This window comes from Pontibacter anaerobius (assembly GCF_026241195.1).
GTDB classification, from domain to species: domain Bacteria; phylum Bacteroidota; class Bacteroidia; order Cytophagales; family Hymenobacteraceae; genus Pontibacter; species Pontibacter anaerobius.
The window spans coordinates 182,490-206,699 of the sequence record NZ_JAPFQO010000001.1 but is presented as its reverse complement, the minus strand read 5'-3'; the positions used below and the strand labels follow the sequence as shown (position 1 = coordinate 206,699).

The following is a 24,210-nucleotide window of genomic DNA, read 5'->3' as shown; positions in this document are numbered from 1 at the left end:
ATTAGGATACCATAGCAATATTCTCTGTTCTGCCTCTCAATTTACCTGACTTCATCATGCCATCGTAGTGGCGCATCAGCAGGTAACTTTCTACTTGTTGTAAAGTATCGAGAACAACACCTACCATAATGATTAGAGATGTACCACCAAAGAATTGAGAAAACTCTCGTGTTACTCCAAACAGCATGGCTATAGCAGGGAATATAGCTACAAGGGCTAGGTAAATAGCACCTGGTAAAGTTATTTTAGTTAAGATAGCATCGATGTATTCTGAAGTAGAGCGACCTGGTTTAACGCCAGGTATAAAACCTCCGCTACGCTTTAAATCGTCCGCAATCTGATTAGGGTTAACACTGATCGCTGTATAAAAATAAGTAAAGACCAGGATCAGTAAACCAAATACGACATTATACTGCCAAGATGTGAAGTCAGAAAAAGTAGCACCAATATAATTCGCTGTCTCACTTGAGTCTGCCCATATAGAAGCAATCATAGAAGGCAGGAACATTAAAGACTGAGCAAAGATGATTGGCATTACACCGGCAGCATTAACCTTTAAAGGTATAAACTGTCTTTGGCCGCTGTATAGAGAGCTTGTTCCAACTTGCTTTGCATACTGCACAGGGATTCTTCTTACGGCCTGTGTCAGCATAACAACAGACATTACAACAAAGAAGAGAACTATTAACTCAAACAGGAAAAGTAAAGCTCCATTTAATTGCTTAGACAGGAACTCAGCAACAATAGCACCAGGGAACCTGGAAACGATGCCGATCATAATCAGCATAGAAATACCGTTACCAATACCTTTATCTGTTATTTTCTCCCCAAGCCACATACAGAATATGGTGCCGGAAGTAAGCACAATCATAGAGGTAATAGTAAACAATGTTGTATTGATTGCTATTGCTTCTGAGTTGATTGTAGCTACAAAGCCTACAGCCTGTGCAAGCGTGATAATTATAGTCAGAACGCGAGTGATCTGGTTGATTTTCTTTCTACCAGATTCACCCTCTTTCTGCATTTTTTGGAAGTAAGGTACAGCTATGGTGAGTAGTTGAAGTACGATAGAAGCTGATATATATGGCATGATACCTAACGCAAAGATGGAAGCATTGCTAAATGCTCCACCCAAAAAGGTATCTAACAGGCCGAATATACCGGATGTGTTAGCTTGTAATTGATTAGGATCAACGCCAGGCAAAACAACAAAAGAACCAAGTCTAAAAATAGCTATAAAGAAAATAGTATTAAGAATTCTCACTCTTAAGTCTTCTATAGCAAAAATGTTCTTTAACGTTGTTATAAACTTCTTCATACCTCCTACTGATTAAAGAGCAACTGTTTTACCGCCTGCTTTTTCAATTGATGATGATGCAGTACCAGAGAAAGCATGAGCATGAATCTCAACAGCTTTATTAATTTCTCCTCTGCCCAAAACCTTAACTTTATCGTTCTTCTGGACAAGACCGTGCGCTTTGAAGAAATCAAAGTTCATAACGGTCTCGTTTGTAGACTCAGCAAGAGCCTGAATTACATCTAAGTTAATAGCTTTATACTCAACACGGTTAATGTTTTTGAAGCCAAACTTAGGAACACGTCTCTGAAGTGGCATTTGGCCACCTTCAAATCCGGCTTTCTGTGAATAACCAGAACGAGATTTAGCACCTTTATGTCCGCGTGTAGAAGTACCACCTCTACCTGAACCAGTACCTCTACCTATTCTCTTTCTAGTCTTTACAGAACCTTCTGCAGGTTTTAAAGAATGTAAGTACATGATTATTGTTCTTTTACTTCTACTAAATGCTGGACTTTCTTTATCATACCAGCTATCTGCGGAGTATTCTCAACAGTTACTGATTTGCTTATCTTGCCTAAACCTAGAGCTTGAATAGTGCGCTTTTGTGATTGAGGTTTATCGATAATGCTCTTAACTTGAGTGATAGTTACTTTAGCCATTTCAATTATCCGTTGAATACTTTCTGTAAATTAACACCGCGCTGTTGAGCTACTGCCAAAGGATCACGCATTTTAGAAAGAGCGTCAAAGGTAGCCTTTACCACGTTATGTGGGTTAGAAGAACCTTTTGACTTACAAAGTACGTCTTTGATACCGGCACTTTCCAGAACAGCACGCATTGCACCGCCCGCGATTACACCTGTACCTGGGGCAGCTGGCTTCACCAACACAAAACCTCCAGAATACTTCCCTTCAATTGCATGAGGAACGGTATTATGATATACAGGAACCTTTACTAGGTTCTTCTTTGCGTCATCAATACCTTTAGCAATTGCGTCTGTTACCTCATTGGCTTTACCAAGGCCGTAACCAACTACACCATTTCCATCACCAACTACCACGATGGCGGCGAAGCTAAATCTTCTACCACCTTTCACAACCTTGGCTACACGGTTAATGGCTACTACTCGCTCCTTAAGCTCGATTTCGCTTGCCTTTACGCTACGTATATTATTCTTCAACATATTATTTAGAATTTAAGGCCTGCCTCACGAGCGCCTTCTGCCAATGATTTTACTTTACCGTGATAAAGGTAACCGTTACGATCGAAAACTACTTCAGAGATTCCTTTTGCCAACGCTTGTTCAGCGATAGACGTTCCAACCTTACCTGCAGTTTCGATATTAGCTTTTGCATCATCAAGCTTCACTGAAGAGGCAGCCACTAGTGTCACACCAGTAGTGTCGTCAACTAACTGTGCATAAATAGCCTTGTTGCTACGGAACACAGTCAATCTTGGCCTTTCAGCGGTACCAGAAATTTTATTCCTGATACCTTTCTTAATTCTTAGTCTTCTGCTTATTTTATTAGTAGACATGATGACGATTATTTAGATGCTGTCTTACCAGCTTTTCTTCTGATAACTTCTCCTACGAAGCGGATACCCTTACCTTTATAAGGCTCAACCTTGCGCAGTGATCTGATCTTAGCAGCAACCTGGCCGATTAATTGTTTGTCGATGCTCTCCAGCGTTACGATTGGGTTTTTACCTTTCTCAGTAACAGCAGTCGCAAACACCTCATCAGGCATGCTCATGTAGATGTTGTGAGAGTAACCTAGCGACAGTTCAAGGGTCTTTCCTTGAACTGATGCTTTATAACCTACACCAACTAGTTCAAGTTGCTCCTTATAGCCTTCGCTCACACCTACTACCATGTTATTGATAAGTGATCTGTAAAGACCGTGCATAGCTTTATGGCGCTTCTGCTCAGTTGGACGCTCTACAACAACTGTGTTGTCGTCCTGCTTAACAATCATATCCTTATCAAGAGTAGTAGAAAGCTCGCCTTTAGGGCCTTTCACTGTTACTACATTGTTATCACCGATGGTAACTTGTGTATTGTTAGGCAGGGTGATTGGCAATTTTCCTATACGTGACATTGTCTATCCTCCTATTAATATACATAACATAACACCTCGCCACCTACATTAAGTGACTTAGCCTCTTTCTCTGTCATCACACCCTTAGATGTAGACAAAATGGCTACACCAAGTCCGTTCAATACTCTTGGCAGGTTCTCGCTACCAGCGTATTTGCGAAGCCCTGGCTTACTTACCCTCTCCAGTTTCACAATAGCAGACTGCTTAGTGTTAGGGTTATACTTCAGAGCTATCTTAATCGTGCCTTGTACGCCAGACTCATCAAACTTATAGCTTTGAATATAGCCTTTATCGTACAATACTTTTGTGATCTCTTGTTTAATCTTGCTAGATGGTATCTCAACTATTCTGTGGTTAGCTTTTATAGCATTACGCACTCTAGTTAAATAATCTGCTATTGGATCTGTGTTCATTATGAATGAATGTAATAATGAATGCTTTATCTAAGCGAGGGGCAAAGATAGTAATATCTTTTTAAGATTCTTAATGAGAATCCTAAAAAATTACCAGCTCGCTTTTGTAACACCAGGAATTTTACCCATAACCGCTAGCTCTCTGAAAACTACACGAGAAATACCGAACTTTCTCATGTATCCTCTTGGTCTACCAGAAAGTTTGCATCGGTTATGAAGTCTTACAGGAGATGCATTACGTGGCAGCTTGTCAAGTGCCTCGTAGTCACCTTTGGCCTTTAGTTCAGCTCTTTTTGCAGCATACTTCGCTACAAGTTTTTCTCTTTTAAGCTCTCTGGCTTTTACTGCTTCTCTTGCCATGGTTATTTCTTGATATTAGCGAATGGCATACCGAATGCTTTTAGCAGTTCGTAGCTCTCTTCGTCTGTGTTAGCGGTTGTAACAAATGTGATATCCATACCTGAGATAGCTTTAATTTTATCAATGCTGATTTCAGGGAAGATGATCTGCTCCTTAACTCCAAGTGTATAGTTACCACGGCCATCAAAGCCTTTGTCATTAACACCTCTGAAGTCACGTACACGTGGCAGGGCCACAGTAAGAAGGCGATCCAGGAATTCATACATTTTCTCACCTCGCAGTGTCACGCGAGCACCAATTGGCATACCTTCACGAAGCTTGAAGTTTGATACTGACTTCTTTGCAATCGTAGGCACAGCCTTTTGGCCAGTGATAGTTGAAAGCTCCTCCACACCGATATCGACCAATTTCTTATCGGCAACGGCAGCGCCGATACCTTTATTGATAGAGATCTTAGTGATCTTCGGCACCTGCATGACGTTCTTATACTGGAACTTCTCTTTCAAGGCAGGCACTACCTCGTTTTGATATTTCTCTTTTAATCTTGCAGTTGCCATCTTAGATTACCTCTCCTGTCTTTTTAGAATAACGCTCTGTTTTACCTTCGCTGTTTTTTCTTTTAGCAGTCTTAGTTGTTTCACCTGATTTAGGATCTACAAGCATAACATTGCTAGCGTGAATAGGAGCTTCTACTTTGTTGATGCCGCCCTGTGGATTCTGAGCACTAGGTTTCTGGTGCTTTGTTACCATGTTAAGGCCCTCAATAGTTACTCTCTGCTTTTCTGTGTTTACAGCGATAATGCGGCCAGTCTTGCCGCGCTCGTCACCGGCTATTACTTTAACTGTATCGCCAGTCTTTACATGAAGTTTTTTCTTATTCATTTTAATCTGAATTTGTAGTTATAGAACTTCAGGCGCTAACGAAACAATTTTCATGAATTGCTTTTCACGAAGTTCACGTGCAACTGGTCCGAAAATACGCGTACCACGTGGCTCGTTATTTGCGTTCAAAAGAACAGCGGCGTTATCGTCGAAACGAATATATGAGCCGTCTTTTCTTCTAACCTCTTTCTTAGTTCTTACAATAACTGCTTTAGAAACAGTACCTTTCTTAACGTTACCAGAAGAAAGGGCAGACTTCACAGTTACAACAATTCTGTCGCCAACGGAGGCATACTTCTTGCCAGTACCGCCTAACACACGGATGCAAAGAACTTCTTTAGCACCGCTGTTATCAGCTACACTTAGTCTTGATTCCTGCTGTATCATTTTATTTAGCCCTTTCTATGATTTCTACTAAACGCCATTTCTTGTTCTTGCTGAGCGGACGCGTCTCCTGAATGCGAACAACATCACCGATGTTGCAGTCGTTGTTTTCGTCGTGAGCCATGAACTTGTTAGACTTGCTAACAAACTTACCATACATAGGGTGCTTCATTCTGCTCTCCACAAGTACAGTAATTGATTTGTCCATCTTGTTGCTAACAACCTTTCCGCTTCTTTCTTTTCTTAGGTTTCTCTCCATGATCTTAATCAGTCTTAAGAGTTAGCTTCTATTTCACGACGACGAACTTCAGTACTCAATCTGGCGATCAGTCGCTTCGTCTCGCGGATTTTCATTGGGTTCTCCAGTGGAGATATAGCATGTGCAAAACGCATGGTCTGCAGGTTAGCTTTCTCAGTGTTGAGCTTCTCTTGCAGTTCTTCGGCAGATAAAGCTGTTATCTCTGAATTTTTCATTTTATTTCTCAACGTAATCTCTACGTACTACAAACTTTGTTTTTACTGGCAGTTTCTGAGCAGCAAGTCTCAAAGACTCTTTTGCTACTTCAAGAGGCACACCATCAGACTCAAACATGATTGTACCTGGTTTAACCACTGCTACCCAATATTCAGGAGAACCTTTACCCTTACCCATTCGAACCTCAGCAGGCTTCTTTGTAATAGGTTTGTCAGGGAAAATACGGATCCAAACTTGACCCTCACGTTTCATTGCTCTTGTCATGGCGATACGTGCTGCCTCAATCTGGCGAGATGTAATCCATGTTGATTCAAGAGACTTGATAGCGAAAGAACCAAACGCAATAGAGCTGCCTCTGTGAGCCAGACCCTTTACGCGGCCTTTCTGCATTTTTCTATATTTAGTCCTTCTAGGCTGTAACATTTTCTAAAACTTATAATGTTAACACTCGATTATTGACGACGCTTACGCTTTGGTGCACCTTCACCCTTTTTGTTGCGACGGTCACCACCACGTCTGTCGCCAGAGGCAGAACCAGGTCCTTTGCTCTCCAGGCCGGCGTTTGGAGTAAGATCTTTTTTACCATAAACCTCACCCTTGAAGATCCATACTTTGATACCTAGTTTGCCATACACTGTCTGTGCTTCGGAAAGAGCGTAATCGATATCTGCACGCAGGGTGTGAAGCGGAGTTCTACCTTCTTTGTAGTGCTCTGTTCTTGCCATCTCAGCACCACCCAAACGGCCTGATACCTGTACTTTAATACCTTCAGCACCTACACGTAGCGCAGAAGCAATTGCTTGCTTCATAGCACGGCGGAAAGAGATACGTGCCTGCAGCTGCTGAGCAATTGACTCACCAACCAGCTTGGCATCCAACTCAGGACGCTTAATCTCAAAGATATTGATTTGAATATCTTTGTTTGTAAGCTTCTTAAGCTCTTCTTTGATCTTATCTACTTCCTGGCCGCCTTTACCAATCACTACGCCTGGTCTAGCCGTATTTATAGTGATGGTAATGCGCTTAAGCGTTCTCTCAATTATAATTTTAGAAATACCGCCTTTAGGAATACGAGCAAGTATATACTTTCTAATTTTCTCGTCTTCGATCAGCTTCTCAGCGAAATCTTTGCCGCCATACCAGTTAGAATCCCAACCTTTGATAACACCTAGTCGAAAACCTATCGGATTAACTTTCTGTCCCATAATTCTTACTTGTTGGCTTTTTTAGATTTCTTAGACTGCTGCTGCTCAAGCTGCTCCTCTGTCATGCTGTCGATTACCAGCGTAACGTGGTTTGATCTCTTCCTGATTCTGTAACCACGGCCCTGCGGAGCAGGACGAAGACGCTTCAGCATTTTACCTTCATCAACAAAGATAGTCTTGATGTAAAGGTTTGCATCCTCTATGCGAGCATCCTCATTCTTCTGCTGCCAATTTGCTAATGCAGATAATACAAGCTTTTCAACTTTGGCTGCACCAGCATTGGCTTCAAATTTAAGAATACCAAGAGCCTTCGATACGCTTTTACCGCGTACTAAGTCTGCTACCATTCTCATCTTGCGAGGAGAGGTAGGGACATTTTTAAGTTTTGCTATTGCTTCCATTATTAACGCTTGCCTTTATCTTTCTTAGCAATATGACCTCTAAAGTTTCTCGTTGGAGCAAATTCACCCAATTTATGGCCTACCATGTTCTCCGTAACATAAACAGGGATGAACTTATTTCCATTGTGAACTGCAAAAGTATGACCCACGAAATCCGGAGAAATCATTGATCTGCGAGACCAAGTCTTGATAACAGACTTCTTACCTGCCTCATTCATTACAGTTACTTTCTTCTCGAGCCTAAAGTCAATATAAGGCCCTTTTTTTAATGATCTAGCCATTTACTTTTTCTTTCCTCTATTAACTATAAGCTTCTCAGAATATTTGTTCTTGTTTCTCGTCTTAAGACCTTTAGCATAAAGACCTTTACGAGAACGTGGGTGACCGCCTGAAGACTTACCTTCACCACCACCCATAGGGTGATCGACTGGGTTCATAGCAACACCACGTACGCGAGGACGTCTGCCTAACCATCTCTTACGGCCAGCTTTTCCAAGCTTCACATTCATGTGTTCGCCATTAGAAACTGTACCTACAGTAGCAGAGCAGTTAACAAGAACCATTCTCAACTCGCCTGAAGGAAGCTTTATTGTTGCATAACGTCCTTCACGAGCTACTAGCTGTGCGTAAGATCCTGCACTTCTTGCTAGTGTGGCACCAGCACCTGGCTGAAGCTCAATGTTGTGAATGATAGTACCTAGAGGAATATCAGAAAGAGGCAAGCAGTTGCCAACTTCTGGAGCTACACCAGGACCTGAGGTTACTACAGTACCAACCTGTAGGCCCGCAGGAGCGATGATGTATGTTTTCTCTCCATCAGCATAGTGAAGCAGCGCAATACGAGCTGTCCTGTTCGGATCATACTCAATTGTCTTCACTGTAGCAGGCACACCATACTTTGTGCGCTTGAAGTCAATTACTCTATACTTCTGCTTATGACCACCGCCCATATAGCGCATAGTCATTCTACCTGAATTGTTACGTCCACCAGATTTTGAAAGGGGTGCCAACAAAGATTTCTCAGGAGTAGTTGCTGTGATTTCATCAAAAGCAGGGGCTACTCTAAATCTTTGACCTGGTGTTATTGGTCTTAACTTTTTTAAAGCCATTTTAACTTAATTATATGCCGCTGTAAAAGTCTATTACTTCACCCTCTTTAAGGGTAACAATTGCCTTCTTAATCAGAGAGGTACGGCCAGTTACAGCTCCAGACTTAGTATACTTCGTCTTTTTCTTACCGATAGAGCGCATTGTTGATACTTTATCAACGGTTACGCCATACATCTTTTCAACTGCCTTCTTGATCTCTACTTTGTTGGCGTTTCTCTCCACCTCAAAAGCATATTTACCAACCTCGTTCAAGGCAGCGTACTTCTCAGTAATAATTGGTCTTTTCAGAACGTTCATTATTTCGCGCTAAAGAGGTTTTCTAATTCATTTACTGATTGCTCAACAAGAAGAAGTTTCTCAGTGTTCAGCAGGTCATAAGTGTTTACATCGCTTACAGTCGAAACTTTTACCTTAGGAAGGTTTCTTCCAGAAAGTACGATGTTTTTGTCTACAGCTGGAAGTACTACCAGAGTCTTGCCATTGAACTGCAGGTTGTTCAGGATACCTCTAAACTCTTTTGCCTTTGGAGCTTCCATTGTGAAAGACTCAACCAGAGCTACACGATTGTCACGTGCTAACAGAGAAAGAGCTGAAAGACGAGCTACACGCTTCAACTTTTTGTTAAGCTTAAAGCTATAGTTTCTTGGTTTAGGACCGAATACACGACCACCACCTACAAACACAGGAGACTTAATGCTACCTGCACGTGCTCCGCCTGTACCTTTCTGCTTCTTGATCTTTTTAGTAGAGCCAGCAACCTCGTTACGCTCTTTTGACTTGTGCGTACCTTGTCTTTGGTTAGCCAGGTACTGCTTCACATCAAGATACATGGCATGCTCGTTTGGCTCTAAACCAAAAATAGCATCAGAAAGAGTAACCTTTCTGCCTGTATCTTCACCTTTAATATTTAATACAGAGAGCTCCATTTTATTTCTCAATTAACACGTAAGAATTTCTGGCACCAGGAACAGAGCCACTAACTACAATTAGGTTTTTTTCTGTGATGATGCGCAGCACAGTCAGGTTTTGAACCTTTACTCTGTTGCCACCCATTCTACCAGCCATGCGCATTCCTTTGAATACTCTTGATGGCCAAGAACATGCACCGATTGAACCTGGGTGTCTTGCTCTGTTATGCTGGCCGTGCGTTTGACCACCAACACCGGCAAAGTTATGGCGCTTTACAACACCCTGAAAACCTTTACCTTTAGATGTACCTACTACATCCACGAATTCGCCTTCAACAAACAGGGTAGCATCAACTGTGTCGCCCAGGTTGTAAGAAACGCCTTCTACATCAAATTCTGCTACTTTCTTTTTAGGAGCAGTCTTAGCTTTTTGATAGTGACCAGCTTCCGCTTTTGTTACTCTTTTGAGTTTTTTGTCACCATAGCCAATCTGCACAGCAGCGTAGCCGTCATTCTCAACCGTCTTCACCTGAGTAACTACACACGGACCTGCTTGAATAAGCGTAACTGGTGTGTATTTACCATCTGCAGTGAAGAGGCTTGTCATTCCGATTTTTTTACCGATAATTCCAGGCATTCAACTTTTGTTTAGAGATGGATACAATAATTCATTGCCCCCTATTTCGCTAAGGGAGTGCAAAGTTAATAAATTTTTAAGCTTCTTTTCAAGCTTTCTCTAAAATATTTATTTTCAAGCAGGTATAAAAAAAGAGGAGAACGATTGTTCTCCTCTTTTGTAAAGCTTATGCGATGTTATCAAACTTTGATTTCTACATCTACACCGCTAGGCAATTCAAGCTTCATCAAGGCATCTACTGTTTTAGAGCTTGTAGAGTAAATATCTACTAATCTCTTGTAAGTGCAAAGCTGAAACTGCTCGCGAGATTTCTTGTTCACGTGTGGTGAACGAAGCACTGTAAACTTATCCTTCTCAGTTGGAAGTGGAATTGGACCGCTAACGATAGCGCCTGTAGCTTTTACCGCTTTTACAATCTTCTCTGATGATTTATCCACCAGGTTATGATCGTATGACTTAAGCTTTATTCTGATTTTCTGATTCATCTTATACTACTATTTTGCTGCTGTTCCCTTTATTTTGGCAATGATAGCATCTGCTAAGTTCTGCGGCACCTGCTCGTAGTGATCGAACGTAAGTGAAGCAGTAGCTCTACCAGAAGTAATGGTACGAAGGTCAGTTACGTAACCAAACAATTCTGAAAGTGGAACGTCAGCTTTAACTACAGTTGAAGTACCTTTAGTATCCATGCCCTTCATGATACCTCTTCTTCTGTTCAAGTCACCTGTTACCGGACCTGTGTACTCGTCTGGAGTAACAACGTCTACAGCCATGATCGGCTCAAGAAGTTTTGGAGCACATTGCTTACCTGCTTCTTTGAATCCTTGACGTGCAGCAAGTTCAAAAGAAAGAGAGTCAGAGTCTACATCGTGGAATGAACCGTGGAACAGACGCACTTTCATAGAATCTATCGGGAAGCCAGCCAGGATACCATTCTTCATAGCTTCTTCGAAACCTTTCTGTACTGCCGGGATGAATTCACGAGGAATAACACCACCTACGATAGCATTCACGAACTCCAGTCCTTGCTTACCATCTTCACGTGGCCCCATTTCAAATACGATGTCTGCAAACTTACCACGACCACCAGACTGCTTCTTGAATACCTCACGGTGCTCAACGCTCTTAGTGATAGTCTCTTTGTAAGCTACCTGTGGTGCACCTTGGTTCAGTTCAACTTTGAACTCGCGCTTCATACGATCAATGATGATCTCCAGGTGAAGCTCGCCCATACCACGAAGGATGGTCTGACCTGTCTCCTCATCAGTGTTTACCTGAAGTGTTGGATCCTCCTCGATAAGCTTGGCAATAGCCATACCCATCTTGTCAGAGTCAGCTTGTGACTTCGGCTCAATAGCATAGCCAATCACTGGCTCTGGGAACTCCATTGACTCTAGTACGATTTTCGCACTCTGGTCGCAAAGCGTGTCACCTGTTTTGATATCCTTAAAGCCTACAACTGCACCAATATCACCAGCACCTAATCTTTCAATCTGGTTCTGCTTGTTGGCGTGCATTTGGAAAATGCGAGAGATACGCTCTTTGTTACCTGAACGGGTGTTGAAGACATATGATCCAGACTCTAACACACCTGAGTACGCACGTACGAAGCAAAGGCGTCCTACGTAAGGGTCAGTTGCAATCTTAAATGCCAATCCTGAAAAAGGCTCATCGTAGCTTGGCTTACGAGTCACCTCAGCACCTGTATCTGGGTTGATTCCTTTGATGTTATCTCTATCTAGTGGAGAAGGAATCAATGCCATTACATAGTCAAGCATTGTCTGTACGCCTTTGTTCTTGAATGAAGAACCGCAAAGCATTGGAACAATTGCCATGTCAATGGTAGCGGCGCGTAGCGCAGCGATAATTTCTGCTTCTGAAATTGAATTCGGGTCTTCGAAGTATTTCTCCATCAAAGTCTCATCGTACTCGGCTACTGCCTCCAGAAGTTTTTCTCTATACTCTTCAGCTTCTTCAACCATGTCATCCGGAATCGGGACTTCAGTAAAGGTCATACCTTTATCATCTTCATTCCAGATAATTCCACGGTTATTTACCAGGTCAACTACACCTCTGAAGTTATCTTCAGAGCCGATCGGTAATTGAAGTGCAACTGCGTTGCTTCCTAGCATTTCCTTCACCTGCTTACAAACAGCTAGGAAATCAGCTCCTGAACGGTCCATTTTGTTAACGAAACCGATACGAGCTACTTTATAGTTGTCAGCAAGGCGCCAGTTTGTCTCTGACTGTGGCTCTACACCGTCTACGGCAGAAAACAGGAACACCAGACCATCCAATACACGTAAAGAACGGTTTACCTCTACGGTAAAGTCCACGTGACCAGGAGTATCAATGATGTTGATATGGTAGTTATCGCCTCTATAAGGCCAGCTAACTGTTGTAGCAGCAGAAGTAATGGTAATACCTCTTTCTTGCTCCTGCTCCATCCAGTCCATGGTAGCTGCACCATCGTGTACTTCACCAATTTTGTGGCTTACACCAGCATAGTAAAGTATACGTTCCGTGGTAGTTGTTTTACCAGCGTCAATGTGTGCTGCAATACCGATGTTTCTTGTATATTTTAAGTCGCGCGTATTCATAATTTAGAATCTAAAGTGAGAGAATGCTTTGTTCGCTTCTGCCATTCTGTGCGTGTCGTCTTTTTTCTTAACGGCAGCACCTTCACCTTTAGCAGCTGCGATAATTTCACCTGCTAACCTATCTTTCATTGTCTTCTCACCTCTCTTACGAGCGTATGATATCATCCATTTGATACCAAGAGATACTCTGCGGTCCGGACGAACCTCAGTCGGCACTTGGAAAGTAGCACCTCCTACCCTGCGGCTCTTTACCTCGACGCTAGGCATGATGTTGTTCAACGCCTTCTTCCAAGTTTCGAGACCGTTTTCTTTAGTTCTTTGCTCTACTAGTTCTACAGCATCATAGAAGATACCATAAGCAACACTTTTCTTTCCGTCTTCCATCAGGTAGTTAACGAAACGTGTCACCAATGTCTCTTTGTATTTTGGATCAGGAAGGAGAATTCTACTTTTAGGCTTTGCTTTTCTCATTGTATTAAAACTCTAGGGATTATTTCTTTTTTCCTTTACCTGCAGCAGCCGCTGGCTGTCCTGGCTTAGGTCTCTTAGCACCATACTTAGAGCGTGACTGAAGACGGCCGCTTACGCCAGCTGTGTCCAGTGCTCCACGTACGATGTGGTAACGTACACCTGGAAGGTCTTTCACTCTACCGCCTCTGATCAGCACAATAGAGTGCTCCTGAAGGTTGTGACCTTCACCTGGGATATAGGCGTTTACTTCTTTGCCGTTTGTAAGTCTTACTCTGGCTACTTTACGCATTGCAGAGTTAGGCTTCTTAGGCGTAGTAGTATATACTCTTGTACATACACCACGGCGCTGTGGGCATGAATCTAAGGCAGGAGACTTTGACTTGAACGTCAATTTTTCTCTGCCTTTTCTTACTAATTGCTGTATAGTAGGCATTTACTAGCTGTTAATTATAGATTTTTCCACTTTAAATTTTGGTCTGCAAAGGTATAAAAATCACTTTGCAAATTCAAAATTTTAATTCATTAATTCTCTGCGCCTTAGGCCTCTCCCACTGTTCCCCCGAAGTTCATCGGGAAAGAAGGAGCATCCTGTGACTGCTTTATTTCGCCGAAGCTGGCCTCAAATTTTTTAACATTATCAGCCAGAGCAGCCAAAAGTCTTTTGGCATGCTCTGGGGTGATAACTATTCTTGATTTGACTTTAGCTTTTGGCAGTCCTGGCATCAATCTTATGAAATCAATCACAAACTCACCACTTGAATGAGCGATCATGGCAAGGTTTGCATACTCGCCCTCGGCTACCTCTTCCGATAGTTCGATGTTGATCTGATTCTGTTTCTGCAGATTTTCCGCCATGGCTACTTATTTGTTTTGTAGTTCCTGCTGCTTTGTTTTAGCTGTAGTCTTTTTAGACTCAACAAGCGCATCGTACTCTTCCTGGCTTCCAACAATCAGGTTCTGATACTCGCGCAAGCCTGTACCTGCTGGTATTAGGTGACCTACAATTACGTTCTCCTTTAGGCCAAGTAGTTCGTCCGCCTTACCTTTGATTGCTGCTTCGCTCAGTACTTTTGTAGTTTCCTGGAATGATGCCGCAGAGATAAAGCTTTGAGTACCCAACGAGGCCTGTGTGATACCTTGCAGCGTTGGACGCGAAACTGCTGGCTGTGCATCGCGCACAGTTACTAGTTTCATGTCGCGGCGCTTCAGGCTAGAGTTCTCATCACGTAGGCGACGAGGTGTAACAATCATACCTGGCTTCAGGTTTGTAGAGTCTCCAGCATCCTCAACAACTTTCATGTCGATGATGTGGTCGTTCTCCTCCATGAAGTTTACCTTATCAACAGTTTGGTTTTCCAGGAAGCTAGTGTCGCCAGCGTCTACTACAACTACTTTCTGCATCATCTGACGTACTACCACCTCAATATGCTTGTCGTTGATCTTCACACCCTGCAGTCGGTATACTTCCTGAATCTCATTTACCAGGTACTCTTGTACTGCACCAGGTCCCTGGATATTCAGTATGTCTGTCGGTGTGATAGCACCATCAGATAGCGGCATACCCGCACGTATAAAGTCATTGTCCTGTACCAGGATGTGCTTAGAAAGTGGCACCATGTATTTCTTCTTCACTCCGTCTTTCGACTCAATGAAAATTTCACGGTTACCACGTTTCACACTACCATAGGTAACTACACCATCAATCTCAGACACAACGGCTGGGTTAGACGGGTTACGTGCTTCGAACAACTCTGTAACTCGTGGAAGACCACCTGTAATGTCTCGGGTTTTACCGATAGCGCGCGGGATCTTCACCAGGATCTGACCTGCTTTGATCTTTTCTCCGTTCTCCACCGTTAAGTGTGCTCCAACTGGAATGTTATAGCCTTTCGACTCTCCATTCTTCGGATTAACCACGATGGCAGGGTTCTGTGTCTTATCTTTTGTATCGATAATTACTTTCTCCCGGTAACCGGTCTGCTCATCAGACTCCTCACGGTATGTTACACCTTCAATGATCGATTCGTAAGTAATCTCACCGTCGAACTCTGAAAGTATAACCGCGTTGTATGGATCCCAATTACAAAGCACTGCGCCTTTCTCTACGACCTGACCTTCATTTACATGCAGGAATGAACCGTAAGGAACGTGGTTACTGATCAATAGCTTACCAGTATTTGGATCAACAACTTTTACCTCACCTGAACGACCCATTACTACTTTCACCGGCTCGCCTTCATTGTTTACTGTATCCAGTGAACGAACATCTTCGAACTCGATCTTACCTCCGAACTTCGCCATGATAGTTGCTTCTACGGCGATGTTTGAAGCTGTACCACCTACGTGGAATGTACGAAGTGTCAGCTGTGTACCTGGCTCACCGATAGACTGGGCAGCGATTACACCAACAGCCTCACCTTTCTGCACCATAAATCCTGTTGCCAGGTTACGGCCGTAGCACTTAGCACAAATACCACGCTTAGACTCGCAAGTTAATACTGAGCGGATTTCGACAGAATCAATCGCAGTGTTTTCGATAGCACGTGCAACATCTTCTGTAATCTCTACGCCTGATTCTACTATCAGGTCATTTGTGATCGGGTCGAATACATCATGTACAGCCACACGACCTAGTATACGCTCTGACAATGATTCAACAATATCCTCATTGTCTTTCAGTGCGCTAACTTCCAGGCCTCTTAGTGTACCGCAGTCTTCCTCGTTTACAATTACGTCCTGAGATACGTCTACCAGACGACGAGTCAGGTAACCAGCATCCGCAGTTTTAAGGGCCGTATCGGCTAGACCTTTACGAGCACCGTGTGTTGAGATGAAGTACTCGATTACATCCAGACCTTCCTTAAAGTTCGAAAGGATTGGGTTTTCAATAATCTCACCTACTGAACCCTGAAGTGACTTCTGAGGCTTAGCCATCAGACCACGCATACCACCCAGCTGACGAATCTGCTCTCTTGAACCACGGGCTCCAGAGTGCATCATCATGAAGATTGAGTTGAAGCCCTGATCCTCATTTTCAAGACGGCGCATCAGCGTTTCAGTAATCTGGTTGTTGATACGTGTCCAGATATCAATTACCTGGTTGTAACGTTCGTTATCAGTGATCAGACCCATAGAGTAGTTTTGCCATACAGCATCTACATCTTTCTTGGCCTGCTCTACCAGAATTTCCTTTTCTGCAGGGATATTAATATCACCCAGACCCATTGACAGACCACCTTTGTAGGCTGACTGGAATCCCAGGGTTTTAATATCGTCTAGGAACTGGGCAGTACGTGCCATACCCGTTTCCTTAAATACTCTGGAGATTACCTGCTGCAGTTTTTTCTTCGTCAGCAGTTCGTCCAGGTAACCTACCTCTTCAGGTACAAACTGATTAAAGATCACACGGCCGGCAACTGTTTCGATAAGCTTCGTCTCCAGTTCTCCGTTCTCGTTCTTAACCTTAGTTCTTACCTTAATGTAAGCATGTTTGGATATTCTTCCTTCGTTGATGGCGATAATCACTTCCTCCGCAGAGTAGAAGCTCATACCTTCACCAGCGATTTTCTCGGTTTCTGTGCTTCGCTTTCCTTTCGATACATAGTATAAACCAAGTACCATGTCCTGAGATGGCACCGTGATTGGGGCACCATTGGCAGGGTTCAGGATGTTGTGCGAGGCAAGCATCAGCATAGAGGCTTCCAGTACAGCTGCCGGTCCTAGTGGAACGTGCACCGCCATCTGGTCACCGTCAAAGTCGGCGTTGAATGCCGTACACACCAGTGGGTGCAGCTGGATCGCCTTACCTTCGATCAGTTTTGGCTGGAATGCCTGGATACCTAATCTGTGGAGCGTAGGGGCACGGTTAAGGAGCACTGGATGGCCTTTCAGCACGTTCTCCAAGATATCCCATACTACCGGGTCCTTACGGTCTACTATCTTCTTTGCTGACTTTACAGTTTTAACAATACCTCTTTCGATCAGCTTGCGGATGATGAACGGCTTGAAGAGCTCAGCTGCCATATTCTTAGGCAGACCGCACTCGTGCAGCTTCAGTTCAGGACCAACCACAATTACCGAACGCCCAGAGTAGTCAACACGCTTACCAAGCAAGTTCTGACGGAAACGTCCCTGCTTGCCTTTCAGCATGTCAGAAAGTGATTTTAACGCACGGTTACCCTCGGCACGAACAGCGTTCACTTTACGTGAGTTGTCGAACAGAGAGTCTACCGCTTCCTGCAGCATTCGCTTCTCGTTACGAAGGATTACTTCAGGAGCCTTAATCTCGATCAGACGCTTCAGACGGTTGTTACGGATGATAACACGTCTGTAAAGGTCGTTCAAGTCGGAAGTAGCGAAACGGCCACCATCCAACGGAACGAGCGGACGTAGCTCTGGCGGTATAACAGGCACCATGCGGATGATCATCCACTCTGGTCTGTTCTCAATGCGGGTAGTGGCGTCGCGGAATGCTTCTACAACACGCAGGCGCTTCAAGGCCTCAGCTTTACGCTGCTGCGATGTCTCGTGCGCGGCTGCATGGCGCAGCTCATAAGAAAGGTCATCTAGGTTGATGCGCTCCAGCAGCATTTGCAGGGCCTCAGCTCCCATCTTCGCTATGAACTTGTTCGGATCGTTATTATCCAAAACCTGGTTCTCACGCGGCAGTTTATCCACCATGTCCAGGTACTCATCCTCTGTCAGGAAGTCTAGCGTGTTCACGCCATCTTCCGCAAGTATACCTGGCTGGATAACTACATATCTTTCGTAGTAGATGATCTGGTCAAGCTTCTTAGTTGGCAGGCCTAACAGATAACCTATTTTGTTTGGAAGAGATTTGAAGTACCAGATGTGTGCCACAGGAACCACTAACTCAATGTGGCCCATACGCTCGCGGCGCACTTTTTTCTCAGTCACCTCTACGCCGCAACGGTCGCAGATGATGCCTTTGTATCTGATTCTTTTATACTTTCCGCAGTGGCATTCCCAGTCCTTTACGGGTCCGAATATTCTTTCGCAGAACAGACCACCCATCTCAGGCTTATAGGTTCTATAGTTTATGGTCTCAGGTTTTACTACCTCCCCGTTGGAACGCTCCAGAATTGACTCCGGTGAAGCCAAGCTGATCGTTACCTTTGAGAAGTCCTGAGTTAGCTTTTTGTTTTTCGCAAATGCCATATTATTAGAATAATGTCGATACAATGAATATGCCTTACAGCTTAACCAGTATAAGTATGCAAAGCGCTTTGGCCAATGCCGCAGCGCTTTGCTTTATACTTTCTACTCCAGTGTTATCTCCAGAGCCAAGCCTCTCAACTCGTGAATCAGTACATTGAATGATTCAGGGATGTTTGGCTTTGGCAGCACGTCGCCTTTTACAATGGCTTCGTAAGCTTTCGCTCTGCCTATCACGTCGTCTGACTTCACTGTAAGTATCTCTTGCAGCACGTTTGAAGCACCGAAGGCTTCCAGCGCCCACACCTCCATCTCACCGAAACGCTGGCCACCGAACTGGGCTTTACCACCCAATGGCTGCTGCGTGATGAGCGAGTATGGTCCGATAGAACGGGCGTGCATCTTATCATCAACCAAGTGACCCAGTTTCAGCATGTAGATCACACCTACCGTTACCGGCTGGTCGAATCTGTCGCCTGATAAACCATCATACAGGTATGTTCTACCAAAACGAGGCAATCCTGCTTCAGCAAGCTCAGCTGATACCTGCTCTTCAGTGGCACCGTCAAAGATTGGAGTCGCATACTTGCGGCCCATCTTCAGACCCGCCCATCCAAGTACAGTTTCGTAGATCTGTCCGATGTTCATTCGGGAAGGTACACCAAGCGGGTTCAGTACGATATCCATTGGCGTTCCGTCTTCCAGGAATGGCATATCTTCGTCGCGAACGATTCGCGCTACTATACCTTTGTTACCGTGACGACCGGCCATCTTATCACCCACCTTCAGCTTACGCTTCTTGGCGATGTATACTTTGGCTAGCTGAACAATACCTGCTGGCAACTCGTCTCCTACCTCCAGCGTGAAACGCTCACGCTTAAAGTGTGCAGATACGATATTGCGGCGCTTGTTATAGTTCTTCACAAGCTCTACCAGCATGTTGTTCACTTTGTCGTCAGCAGTCCAGTTCTCCAGGATCAGGTCTTTGAACATGTTCACCTCTTCCGGAACTGCATAATTGCTTTCGTCCTTGTATGGGTTCTTTTCAGGGAACAGTGCCTCAGTGATATTCTTACGAGAGAACTTAGCTCCTTTAGTCAGGATCTCATCTCCGAACTTGTGACGGATACCCTGAGAAGTTTTGCCTTCCAGCAGCTCCACCAGCTTATCCACCATCACGTTCTTGATGGCTTTCAGTTCTTTCGAATACTTCACCTTCAGTTCCTCAACCTCCTTCTTAGACTTAGCACGAAGGTTCTTGTCTTTCTTAGGACGAGAAAACAGCTTGGTTTCGATCACCACACCATTTAGTGATGGCGGCGCCTTAAGCGAGGCATCCTTCACGTCGCCTGCTTTGTCACCAAAGATGGCACGGAGCAGTTTCTCCTCCGGTGTTGGATCAGTCTCTCCTTTCGGCGTGATCTTACCGATCAGGATATCTCCTTCACGAACCTCAGCACCGATACGGATAATACCATTCTCATCCAGGTTACGAACAGCTTCCTCACTTACGTTTGGAATCTCAGACGTCAACTCTTCCTCTCCACGCTTCGTCTCACGAACCTCAAGTTCAAATTCCTCGATGTGGATAGAAGTAAAGATATCGTCACGAACAACTCTCTCAGATATTACAATAGCATCCTCGAAGTTGTAACCCTGCCATGGCATGAAAGCCACCTGCATGTTTCTACCAATGGCCAGTTCACCGTCGTTAGTTGCATAACCTTCGCACAGTGGCTCGCCTTTTGTAACGCGCTGCCCTTTCTTAACAAGAGGGGTCAGGTTGATACATGTATCCTGGTTTGTTCTTCTGAATTTAACCAGTTTATAGGTTACGTACTCAGCATCAAACGACACCAGTTTCTCCTCGTCAGACAGATCATACTTCACAACGATTTTATTAGCGTCTACGAAGTCGATCTCTCCGTCTCCCTCTGCGATCACAAGGGCTCTGGAGTCAATAGCGGCTCTTCTCTCCAGGCCTGTACCTACGATAGGTGCTTCTGGCTTCAGTAGAGGCACAGCCTGACGTTGCATGTTTGAACCCATCAGGGCACGGTTAGCATCGTCATGCTCCAGGAACGGAATCAGGGAAGCTGCAACCGATACAATCTGGTTCGGCGCAACGTCCATATAGGTATAAGTATTAGGCTCCTCTACCGGGAAGTCACCCTCGAAACGGCCTTTTACTCTTTCATTAACAAAGTTACCATCATCATCGATCAGCGCATTTGCCTGTGCAATGTGGTGCGTATCCTCTTCTTCCGCTGTCAGGTACTCTACCGATCCATCCACAACAACTTTACCTTCCACCACTTTTCTATATGGCGTTTCAATAAAGCCCATGTGGTTTACTCGTGCGTGCACACACAGAGAAGAAATCAGACCAATGTTCGGACCTTCCGGTGTCTCAATCGTACACAGACGACCGTAGTGCGTATAGTGAACGTCACGTACCTCAAAGCCTGCACGCTCTCTGGACAGACCGCCTGGTCCCAGTGCAGACACACGTCGCTTATGCGTCACTTCTGCCAGCGGGTTCGTCTGGTCCATGAACTGAGAAAGCTGGTTCGTACCGAAGAACGAGTTGATTACAGAAGACAGCGTACGTGCGTTGATCAGGTCAACCGGCTTGAAGTCTTCATTATCGCGTACGTTCATACGCTCTTTGATAGTACGGGCCATACGGGCCAAACCAACACCAAACTGCGCATACAGCTGCTCTCCTACCGTTCTTACACGGCGGTTGCTCAGGTGGTCAATATCATCCACAACAGCCTTTGAGTTGATCAAACCGATGAGGTACTTCACGATAAGGACGATGTCCTCGTTCGTCAGTACTTTCGCTTCCCAATTTGTGTCAAGCCCTAGCTTTTTGTTGATTCTATATCGGCCAACTTCGCCTAAGTCATATCGCTTATCTGAGAAGAACAGCTTCTGAATGATATCTCGGGCTGTTTCAACGTCTGGCGCCTCTGTGTTACGCAACTGGCGGTAAATCTGCTCTACTGCCTCCTGCTCTGAGTTAGAGTTGTCTTTTTGAAGCGTATTGTAGATGATAGCGTAATCAGCGATGTTCACATTCTCGCGGTGCAGGATAATAGACTGCACGCCTGAGTCAAGTATAACATCTATATCTTCTGGAGTAATTTCAGAGTCACGCTCTAAAATCACCTCGTTACGGTCAATAGATACTACCTCTCCTGTATCCTCATCCACGAAGTCTTCTGTCCACGTTCTTAAAACTCGTGCAGCAAGCCTGCGACCGATAGAATTCTTAAGCGTGCCCTTATCAGCAGGAACTTCCTCAGAAAGGCCGAACAGATCGAGTATGTCCTTATCTGTACCGTATCCTATTGCACGGAGAAGTGTTGTTACAGGAAACTTCTTCTTACGGTCGATGTATGCATACATGACGTTATTAACATCTGTTGCAAACTCAACCCAGGATCCCTTGAAAGGTATAATTCTGGCAGAATAAAGCTTTGTTCCATTTGTGTGCTTGCTTTGTGCAAAGAACACACCCGGAGAACGGTGCAACTGTGATACAATAACACGTTCAGCCCCGTTGATCACAAAGGAGCCTTTTTCTGTCATGTATGGTATGTTGCCTAAGAATACCTCCTGCTCAATTGTCTCAAAGTCCTCGTTATCCTCATCGTTACAGATAAGGCGAAGCTTTGCTTTAAGCGGAACAGAATAGGTAAGGCCCCTGTCGATGCTTTCATCTACAGAGTATTTTGGAGGATCTATATGATAATCGATAAACTCCAGTACGAAGTTTTCACGTGAATCTGAGATAGGAAAGTTCTCGGCAAATACCTTAAACAATCCTTCCTGCGCTCTATTTTCAGCTGGGGTCTCCAGCTGAAAGAAGTCCTGGAATGACTGTACCTGAACATCCAAAAAGTCAGGATAGTCAATCACCGACTTTATAGAGGCAAAATTGATTCTATCTGTCGTTTTATTCTTAGCCAAAGCCTTGGAATTTTACGTTTATAATCTCATTTAGTAGCACACAGAGTCCAAAACAGCTGTGGGCAAAAAAAAGATCCAATTAATTTGAATCTCTATACAAACAGGAAAAGACCTGACGAATTTGCCAGGTCTACCTGTTCTCAGTATGTTGATAAAGCGGGATTATTTTACCTCCACTTCAGCACCAGCTTCTTCCAAAGATTTCTTCAGTGAATCGGCCTCGTCTTTCGCTACACCTTCTTTCAATGTTTTAGGAGCACCGTCAACCAGCTCTTTTGCCTCTTTCAGGCCAAGTCCAGTCAGCTCTTTTACAAGCTTAACTACTGCTAGTTTCTGAGCACCAGCTGACTTAAGGATTACGTCAAAAGAAGTTTTCTCTTCTGCAGCAGCTCCTCCTTCAGCAGCACCACCACCAGCCATCATAACTGGAGCAGCAGCAGCAGGCTCAATGCCATACTCATCCTTAAGAATAGTAGCTAGCTCGTTAACCTCTTTAACAGTCAAGTTTACTAACTGCTCAGCGAATGCTTTCAAATCTGCCATTTTTATAGAAATTAAAAGTTACTTATTGATTACGTTTTTAAATTATTCTTTTTCTGATAAAGTTTTCAAGATACCCGCCAGCTTACCGCCGCTGCTCTGAAGTGCTGAAACAACATTCTTAGCAGGCGACTGAAGAAGACCGATGATATCGCCAATAAGCTCGTCCTTAGACTTGATCTCGGACAACATCTTAAGCTGCTCATCTCCAATGAAGATTCCACTGTCGATAAAAGCACCTTTCAGTTTTGGAAGCGTATTGCCTTTCTTTCTGAAGTCTTGAATCAGTTTCGCTGGTGCATTGCCTGACTCTTGCGAGAACAGGATACCGGAAGCGCCCTTTAAAACATCATCAAGCGCAGAAGTATCAGCTTCTAAAGTATCCAGCGCTTTCTTAATAAGTGTATTTTTGTACACTTTGTACTCGATCCCACGATCGAATGCCAATCTTCTGAACGCGTTGATGCCAGCTACACTCATAGTTGAGGCATCAGTTATATAGAAGTAGTTTGTATTTGCTAACTTCTCGCTCAGGTCTTTTACAATTATCTCTTTTTCTTCCCTGGTCATGTTCTTAGATAGTTGCGTTCTTGTCAACGATTACGGCCGGGCTCATTGTGCTAGACAATGTGATGCTCTTGATGTAAGTCCCTTTAGCTGAGGAAGGCTTCAGACGGTTAAGTGTCTGGATTACCTCGTTTGCATTGGCAGCAAGCTGCTCTGCAGAGAAAGAAACCTTACCAACGCTCGTGTGGATGATACCGAATTTGTCAACTTTGAAGTCGATTTTACCGGCTTTTACCTCTTTAACTGCTTTGGCCACATCTTGAGTAACTGTACCCGACTTTGGGTTTGGCATCAGGTTACGAGGACCTAAGATTCTACCCAAACGACCAACTTTAGCCATAACTGCAGGCATGGTGATAATCACGTCTACATCAGTCCATCCTTTTTCGATTTTCTGGATATAGTCATCAAGACCTACGAAGTCAGCACCAGCGTCTTTCGCTTCCTGCTCTTTGTCTGGAGTTACCAGCGCAAGCACCTTTACTTCTTTACCAGTTCCGTGAGGCAGTGTTACGATACCACGAACCATTTGGTCGGCCTTACGTGGATCTACGCCTAAACGTACATCAATATCAACAGAGGCATCAAATTTTGTGAAGGTAATGTCCTTTACAACTGAGGCGGCATCTGTCAGAGAATACTCTTTTGCTAGATCGGCTTTGGCTAAAGCCGCTTTTCTATTTTTTGAAATCTTTGCCATTTTCC

General features: G+C 44.1%; 31 protein-coding genes. All 31 read right to left on the bottom strand.

Annotated features, from left to right (window positions below; genetic code table 11):
* Nucleotide 1: 1 nt before the first annotated feature.
* Nucleotides 2–1,318, bottom strand: a complete 1,317-nt coding sequence (secY, locus tag OO017_RS01030) for a preprotein translocase subunit SecY (RefSeq protein WP_266050576.1) — start codon at nt 1,316–1,318, stop codon at nt 2–4.
* 12 nt (nt 1,319–1,330) lie between these two features.
* The gene (gene rplO / locus OO017_RS01025) at nt 1,331–1,777 is read right to left on the bottom strand and encodes a 50S ribosomal protein L15 (RefSeq protein ID WP_266050575.1); all 447 of its coding nucleotides are present in this window, start codon (nt 1,775–1,777) and stop codon (nt 1,331–1,333) included.
* A 2-nt stretch (nt 1,778–1,779) separates the two neighbouring features.
* Nucleotides 1,780–1,959, bottom strand: a complete 180-nt coding sequence (gene rpmD, locus OO017_RS01020) for a 50S ribosomal protein L30 (RefSeq protein ID WP_266050574.1) — start codon at nt 1,957–1,959, stop codon at nt 1,780–1,782.
* 5 nt (nt 1,960–1,964) lie between these two features.
* Nucleotides 1,965–2,483, bottom strand: a complete 519-nt coding sequence (rpsE, locus tag OO017_RS01015) for a 30S ribosomal protein S5 (RefSeq protein WP_046310186.1) — start codon at nt 2,481–2,483, stop codon at nt 1,965–1,967.
* 5 nt (nt 2,484–2,488) lie between these two features.
* Nucleotides 2,489–2,836, bottom strand: coding sequence for a 50S ribosomal protein L18 (gene rplR, locus OO017_RS01010; RefSeq protein ID WP_266050573.1), 348 nt, complete (start codon nt 2,834–2,836; stop codon nt 2,489–2,491).
* An 8-nt stretch (nt 2,837–2,844) separates the two neighbouring features.
* The gene (rplF, locus tag OO017_RS01005; protein ID WP_266050572.1) at nt 2,845–3,399 is read right to left on the bottom strand and encodes a 50S ribosomal protein L6; all 555 of its coding nucleotides are present in this window, start codon (nt 3,397–3,399) and stop codon (nt 2,845–2,847) included.
* A 14-nt stretch (nt 3,400–3,413) separates the two neighbouring features.
* A complete protein-coding gene (gene rpsH, locus OO017_RS01000) occupies nt 3,414–3,812 on the bottom strand; it encodes a 30S ribosomal protein S8 (protein WP_266050571.1) in 399 nt (132 codons plus the stop codon).
* A 90-nt stretch (nt 3,813–3,902) separates the two neighbouring features.
* Nucleotides 3,903–4,172: a 30S ribosomal protein S14 gene (gene rpsN / locus OO017_RS00995; RefSeq protein WP_266050570.1), complete on the bottom strand. Its 270-nt coding sequence runs from the start codon at nt 4,170–4,172 to the stop codon at nt 3,903–3,905.
* Between the two features lie 2 nt (nt 4,173–4,174).
* Nucleotides 4,175–4,729, bottom strand: a complete 555-nt coding sequence (gene rplE, locus OO017_RS00990; protein ID WP_266050569.1) for a 50S ribosomal protein L5 — start codon at nt 4,727–4,729, stop codon at nt 4,175–4,177.
* A 1-nt stretch (nt 4,730) separates the two neighbouring features.
* Nucleotides 4,731–5,054 carry a 50S ribosomal protein L24 gene (rplX, locus tag OO017_RS00985; RefSeq protein ID WP_266050568.1) on the bottom strand — a complete coding sequence of 108 codons (324 nt, stop codon included), beginning with the start codon at nt 5,052–5,054 and terminating at the stop codon, nt 4,731–4,733.
* An 18-nt stretch (nt 5,055–5,072) separates the two neighbouring features.
* Nucleotides 5,073–5,441: a 50S ribosomal protein L14 gene (rplN, locus tag OO017_RS00980; protein ID WP_025609061.1), complete on the bottom strand. Its 369-nt coding sequence runs from the start codon at nt 5,439–5,441 to the stop codon at nt 5,073–5,075.
* Between the two features lies 1 nt (nt 5,442).
* Complete coding sequence (gene rpsQ / locus OO017_RS00975) at nt 5,443–5,697, bottom strand: 30S ribosomal protein S17 (protein WP_299755737.1); 255 nt, start codon at nt 5,695–5,697, stop codon at nt 5,443–5,445.
* Nucleotides 5,698–5,711: 14 nt separating this feature from the next.
* Nucleotides 5,712–5,912, bottom strand: a complete 201-nt coding sequence (gene rpmC / locus OO017_RS00970) for a 50S ribosomal protein L29 (protein WP_266050567.1) — start codon at nt 5,910–5,912, stop codon at nt 5,712–5,714.
* Nucleotide 5,913: 1 nt separating this feature from the next.
* Entirely contained in the window at nt 5,914–6,336 is a 423-nt protein-coding gene (gene rplP, locus OO017_RS00965; protein WP_266050566.1) for a 50S ribosomal protein L16, read from the bottom strand.
* Between the two features lie 29 nt (nt 6,337–6,365).
* Complete coding sequence (rpsC, locus tag OO017_RS00960) at nt 6,366–7,118, bottom strand: 30S ribosomal protein S3 (RefSeq protein WP_266050565.1); 753 nt, start codon at nt 7,116–7,118, stop codon at nt 6,366–6,368.
* A gap of 5 nt (nt 7,119–7,123) precedes the next feature.
* Nucleotides 7,124–7,519 (bottom strand): 50S ribosomal protein L22, encoded by a 396-nt coding sequence (gene rplV / locus OO017_RS00955; RefSeq protein ID WP_266050564.1) that lies wholly within the window; start codon nt 7,517–7,519, stop codon nt 7,124–7,126.
* Between the two features lie 2 nt (nt 7,520–7,521).
* On the bottom strand, nt 7,522–7,800 hold the full coding sequence (gene rpsS, locus OO017_RS00950) for a 30S ribosomal protein S19 (RefSeq protein ID WP_025609055.1): 279 nt from the start codon (nt 7,798–7,800) through the stop codon (nt 7,522–7,524).
* A complete protein-coding gene (rplB, locus tag OO017_RS00945) occupies nt 7,801–8,628 on the bottom strand; it encodes a 50S ribosomal protein L2 (RefSeq protein WP_266050563.1) in 828 nt (275 codons plus the stop codon).
* Between the two features lie 10 nt (nt 8,629–8,638).
* Entirely contained in the window at nt 8,639–8,926 is a 288-nt protein-coding gene (gene rplW / locus OO017_RS00940; RefSeq protein WP_140620848.1) for a 50S ribosomal protein L23, read from the bottom strand.
* The gene (gene rplD, locus OO017_RS00935; protein ID WP_266050562.1) at nt 8,926–9,555 is read right to left on the bottom strand and encodes a 50S ribosomal protein L4; all 630 of its coding nucleotides are present in this window, start codon (nt 9,553–9,555) and stop codon (nt 8,926–8,928) included. Before rplD ends, rplW begins: the two co-directional genes overlap by 1 nt.
* Nucleotide 9,556: 1 nt before the next feature.
* Nucleotides 9,557–10,174: a 50S ribosomal protein L3 gene (rplC, locus tag OO017_RS00930; RefSeq protein WP_266050561.1), complete on the bottom strand. Its 618-nt coding sequence runs from the start codon at nt 10,172–10,174 to the stop codon at nt 9,557–9,559.
* A gap of 179 nt (nt 10,175–10,353) precedes the next feature.
* Nucleotides 10,354–10,659, bottom strand: coding sequence for a 30S ribosomal protein S10 (rpsJ, locus tag OO017_RS00925; protein ID WP_007654312.1), 306 nt, complete (start codon nt 10,657–10,659; stop codon nt 10,354–10,356).
* A 9-nt stretch (nt 10,660–10,668) separates the two neighbouring features.
* Nucleotides 10,669–12,774: an elongation factor G gene (gene fusA / locus OO017_RS00920; protein ID WP_266050560.1), complete on the bottom strand. Its 2,106-nt coding sequence runs from the start codon at nt 12,772–12,774 to the stop codon at nt 10,669–10,671.
* Between the two features lie 3 nt (nt 12,775–12,777).
* Nucleotides 12,778–13,245, bottom strand: coding sequence for a 30S ribosomal protein S7 (gene rpsG, locus OO017_RS00915; protein ID WP_046310169.1), 468 nt, complete (start codon nt 13,243–13,245; stop codon nt 12,778–12,780).
* A 19-nt stretch (nt 13,246–13,264) separates the two neighbouring features.
* A complete protein-coding gene (gene rpsL / locus OO017_RS00910; RefSeq protein WP_068838128.1) occupies nt 13,265–13,678 on the bottom strand; it encodes a 30S ribosomal protein S12 in 414 nt (137 codons plus the stop codon).
* Between the two features lie 104 nt (nt 13,679–13,782).
* Complete coding sequence (locus OO017_RS00905) at nt 13,783–14,100, bottom strand: DUF3467 domain-containing protein (RefSeq protein ID WP_266050559.1); 318 nt, start codon at nt 14,098–14,100, stop codon at nt 13,783–13,785.
* Nucleotides 14,101–14,106: 6 nt separating this feature from the next.
* Nucleotides 14,107–18,423 (bottom strand): DNA-directed RNA polymerase subunit beta', encoded by a 4,317-nt coding sequence (gene rpoC, locus OO017_RS00900; protein ID WP_266050558.1) that lies wholly within the window; start codon nt 18,421–18,423, stop codon nt 14,107–14,109.
* Nucleotides 18,424–18,525: 102 nt separating this feature from the next.
* Nucleotides 18,526–22,398 (bottom strand): DNA-directed RNA polymerase subunit beta, encoded by a 3,873-nt coding sequence (gene rpoB / locus OO017_RS00895; protein ID WP_266050557.1) that lies wholly within the window; start codon nt 22,396–22,398, stop codon nt 18,526–18,528.
* A gap of 162 nt (nt 22,399–22,560) precedes the next feature.
* Entirely contained in the window at nt 22,561–22,941 is a 381-nt protein-coding gene (rplL, locus tag OO017_RS00890; RefSeq protein WP_266050556.1) for a 50S ribosomal protein L7/L12, read from the bottom strand.
* A 42-nt stretch (nt 22,942–22,983) separates the two neighbouring features.
* Nucleotides 22,984–23,508: a 50S ribosomal protein L10 gene (gene rplJ, locus OO017_RS00885; RefSeq protein WP_266050555.1), complete on the bottom strand. Its 525-nt coding sequence runs from the start codon at nt 23,506–23,508 to the stop codon at nt 22,984–22,986.
* Nucleotides 23,509–23,512: 4 nt separating this feature from the next.
* Nucleotides 23,513–24,205 (bottom strand): 50S ribosomal protein L1, encoded by a 693-nt coding sequence (gene rplA / locus OO017_RS00880; protein WP_266050554.1) that lies wholly within the window; start codon nt 24,203–24,205, stop codon nt 23,513–23,515.
* Nucleotides 24,206–24,210: the final 5 nt, after the last annotated feature.

What these genes read in the sequence shown, in the direction of transcription:
- rplN (WP_025609061.1), bottom strand. Translation starts at nt 5,441, where the DNA reads ATGATACAGCAGGAATCAAGACTAAGTGTAGCTGATAACAGCGGTGCT.
- rplO (WP_266050575.1), bottom strand. Translation starts at nt 1,777, where the DNA reads ATGTACTTACATTCTTTAAAACCTGCAGAAGGTTCTGTAAAGACTAGA.
- secY (WP_266050576.1), bottom strand. Translation starts at nt 1,318, where the DNA reads ATGAAGAAGTTTATAACAACGTTAAAGAACATTTTTGCTATAGAAGAC.
- rpsG (WP_046310169.1), bottom strand. Translation starts at nt 13,245, where the DNA reads ATGAGAAAAGCAAAGCCTAAAAGTAGAATTCTCCTTCCTGATCCAAAA.
- rplD (WP_266050562.1), bottom strand. Translation starts at nt 9,555, where the DNA reads ATGGAGCTCTCTGTATTAAATATTAAAGGTGAAGATACAGGCAGAAAG.
- rpsH (WP_266050571.1), bottom strand. Translation starts at nt 3,812, where the DNA reads ATGAACACAGATCCAATAGCAGATTATTTAACTAGAGTGCGTAATGCT.
- rplF (WP_266050572.1), bottom strand. Translation starts at nt 3,399, where the DNA reads ATGTCACGTATAGGAAAATTGCCAATCACCCTGCCTAACAATACACAA.
- rplR (WP_266050573.1), bottom strand. Translation starts at nt 2,836, where the DNA reads ATGTCTACTAATAAAATAAGCAGAAGACTAAGAATTAAGAAAGGTATC.
- rpsN (WP_266050570.1), bottom strand. Translation starts at nt 4,172, where the DNA reads ATGGCAAGAGAAGCAGTAAAAGCCAGAGAGCTTAAAAGAGAAAAACTT.
- rplE (WP_266050569.1), bottom strand. Translation starts at nt 4,729, where the DNA reads ATGGCAACTGCAAGATTAAAAGAGAAATATCAAAACGAGGTAGTGCCT.
- rplV (WP_266050564.1), bottom strand. Translation starts at nt 7,519, where the DNA reads ATGGAAGCAATAGCAAAACTTAAAAATGTCCCTACCTCTCCTCGCAAG.
- fusA (WP_266050560.1), bottom strand. Translation starts at nt 12,774, where the DNA reads ATGAATACGCGCGACTTAAAATATACAAGAAACATCGGTATTGCAGCA.
- rpsE (WP_046310186.1), bottom strand. Translation starts at nt 2,483, where the DNA reads ATGTTGAAGAATAATATACGTAGCGTAAAGGCAAGCGAAATCGAGCTT.
- rplP (WP_266050566.1), bottom strand. Translation starts at nt 6,336, where the DNA reads ATGTTACAGCCTAGAAGGACTAAATATAGAAAAATGCAGAAAGGCCGC.
- rpmD (WP_266050574.1), bottom strand. Translation starts at nt 1,959, where the DNA reads ATGGCTAAAGTAACTATCACTCAAGTTAAGAGCATTATCGATAAACCT.
- rplL (WP_266050556.1), bottom strand. Translation starts at nt 22,941, where the DNA reads ATGGCAGATTTGAAAGCATTCGCTGAGCAGTTAGTAAACTTGACTGTT.
- rpoC (WP_266050558.1), bottom strand. Translation starts at nt 18,423, where the DNA reads ATGGCATTTGCGAAAAACAAAAAGCTAACTCAGGACTTCTCAAAGGTA.
- rpsJ (WP_007654312.1), bottom strand. Translation starts at nt 10,659, where the DNA reads ATGAATCAGAAAATCAGAATAAAGCTTAAGTCATACGATCATAACCTG.
- rplX (WP_266050568.1), bottom strand. Translation starts at nt 5,054, where the DNA reads ATGAATAAGAAAAAACTTCATGTAAAGACTGGCGATACAGTTAAAGTA.
- rpsL (WP_068838128.1), bottom strand. Translation starts at nt 13,678, where the DNA reads ATGCCTACTATACAGCAATTAGTAAGAAAAGGCAGAGAAAAATTGACG.
- rplC (WP_266050561.1), bottom strand. Translation starts at nt 10,174, where the DNA reads ATGCCTGGAATTATCGGTAAAAAAATCGGAATGACAAGCCTCTTCACT.
- rpsS (WP_025609055.1), bottom strand. Translation starts at nt 7,800, where the DNA reads ATGGCTAGATCATTAAAAAAAGGGCCTTATATTGACTTTAGGCTCGAG.
- rplA (WP_266050554.1), bottom strand. Translation starts at nt 24,205, where the DNA reads ATGGCAAAGATTTCAAAAAATAGAAAAGCGGCTTTAGCCAAAGCCGAT.
- rplJ (WP_266050555.1), bottom strand. Translation starts at nt 23,508, where the DNA reads ATGACCAGGGAAGAAAAAGAGATAATTGTAAAAGACCTGAGCGAGAAG.
- rpmC (WP_266050567.1), bottom strand. Translation starts at nt 5,912, where the DNA reads ATGAAAAATTCAGAGATAACAGCTTTATCTGCCGAAGAACTGCAAGAG.
- rpsQ (WP_299755737.1), bottom strand. Translation starts at nt 5,697, where the DNA reads ATGGAGAGAAACCTAAGAAAAGAAAGAAGCGGAAAGGTTGTTAGCAAC.
- rplB (WP_266050563.1), bottom strand. Translation starts at nt 8,628, where the DNA reads ATGGCTTTAAAAAAGTTAAGACCAATAACACCAGGTCAAAGATTTAGA.
- rplW (WP_140620848.1), bottom strand. Translation starts at nt 8,926, where the DNA reads ATGAACGTTCTGAAAAGACCAATTATTACTGAGAAGTACGCTGCCTTG.
- rpsC (WP_266050565.1), bottom strand. Translation starts at nt 7,118, where the DNA reads ATGGGACAGAAAGTTAATCCGATAGGTTTTCGACTAGGTGTTATCAAA.
- OO017_RS00905 (WP_266050559.1), bottom strand. Translation starts at nt 14,100, where the DNA reads ATGGCGGAAAATCTGCAGAAACAGAATCAGATCAACATCGAACTATCG.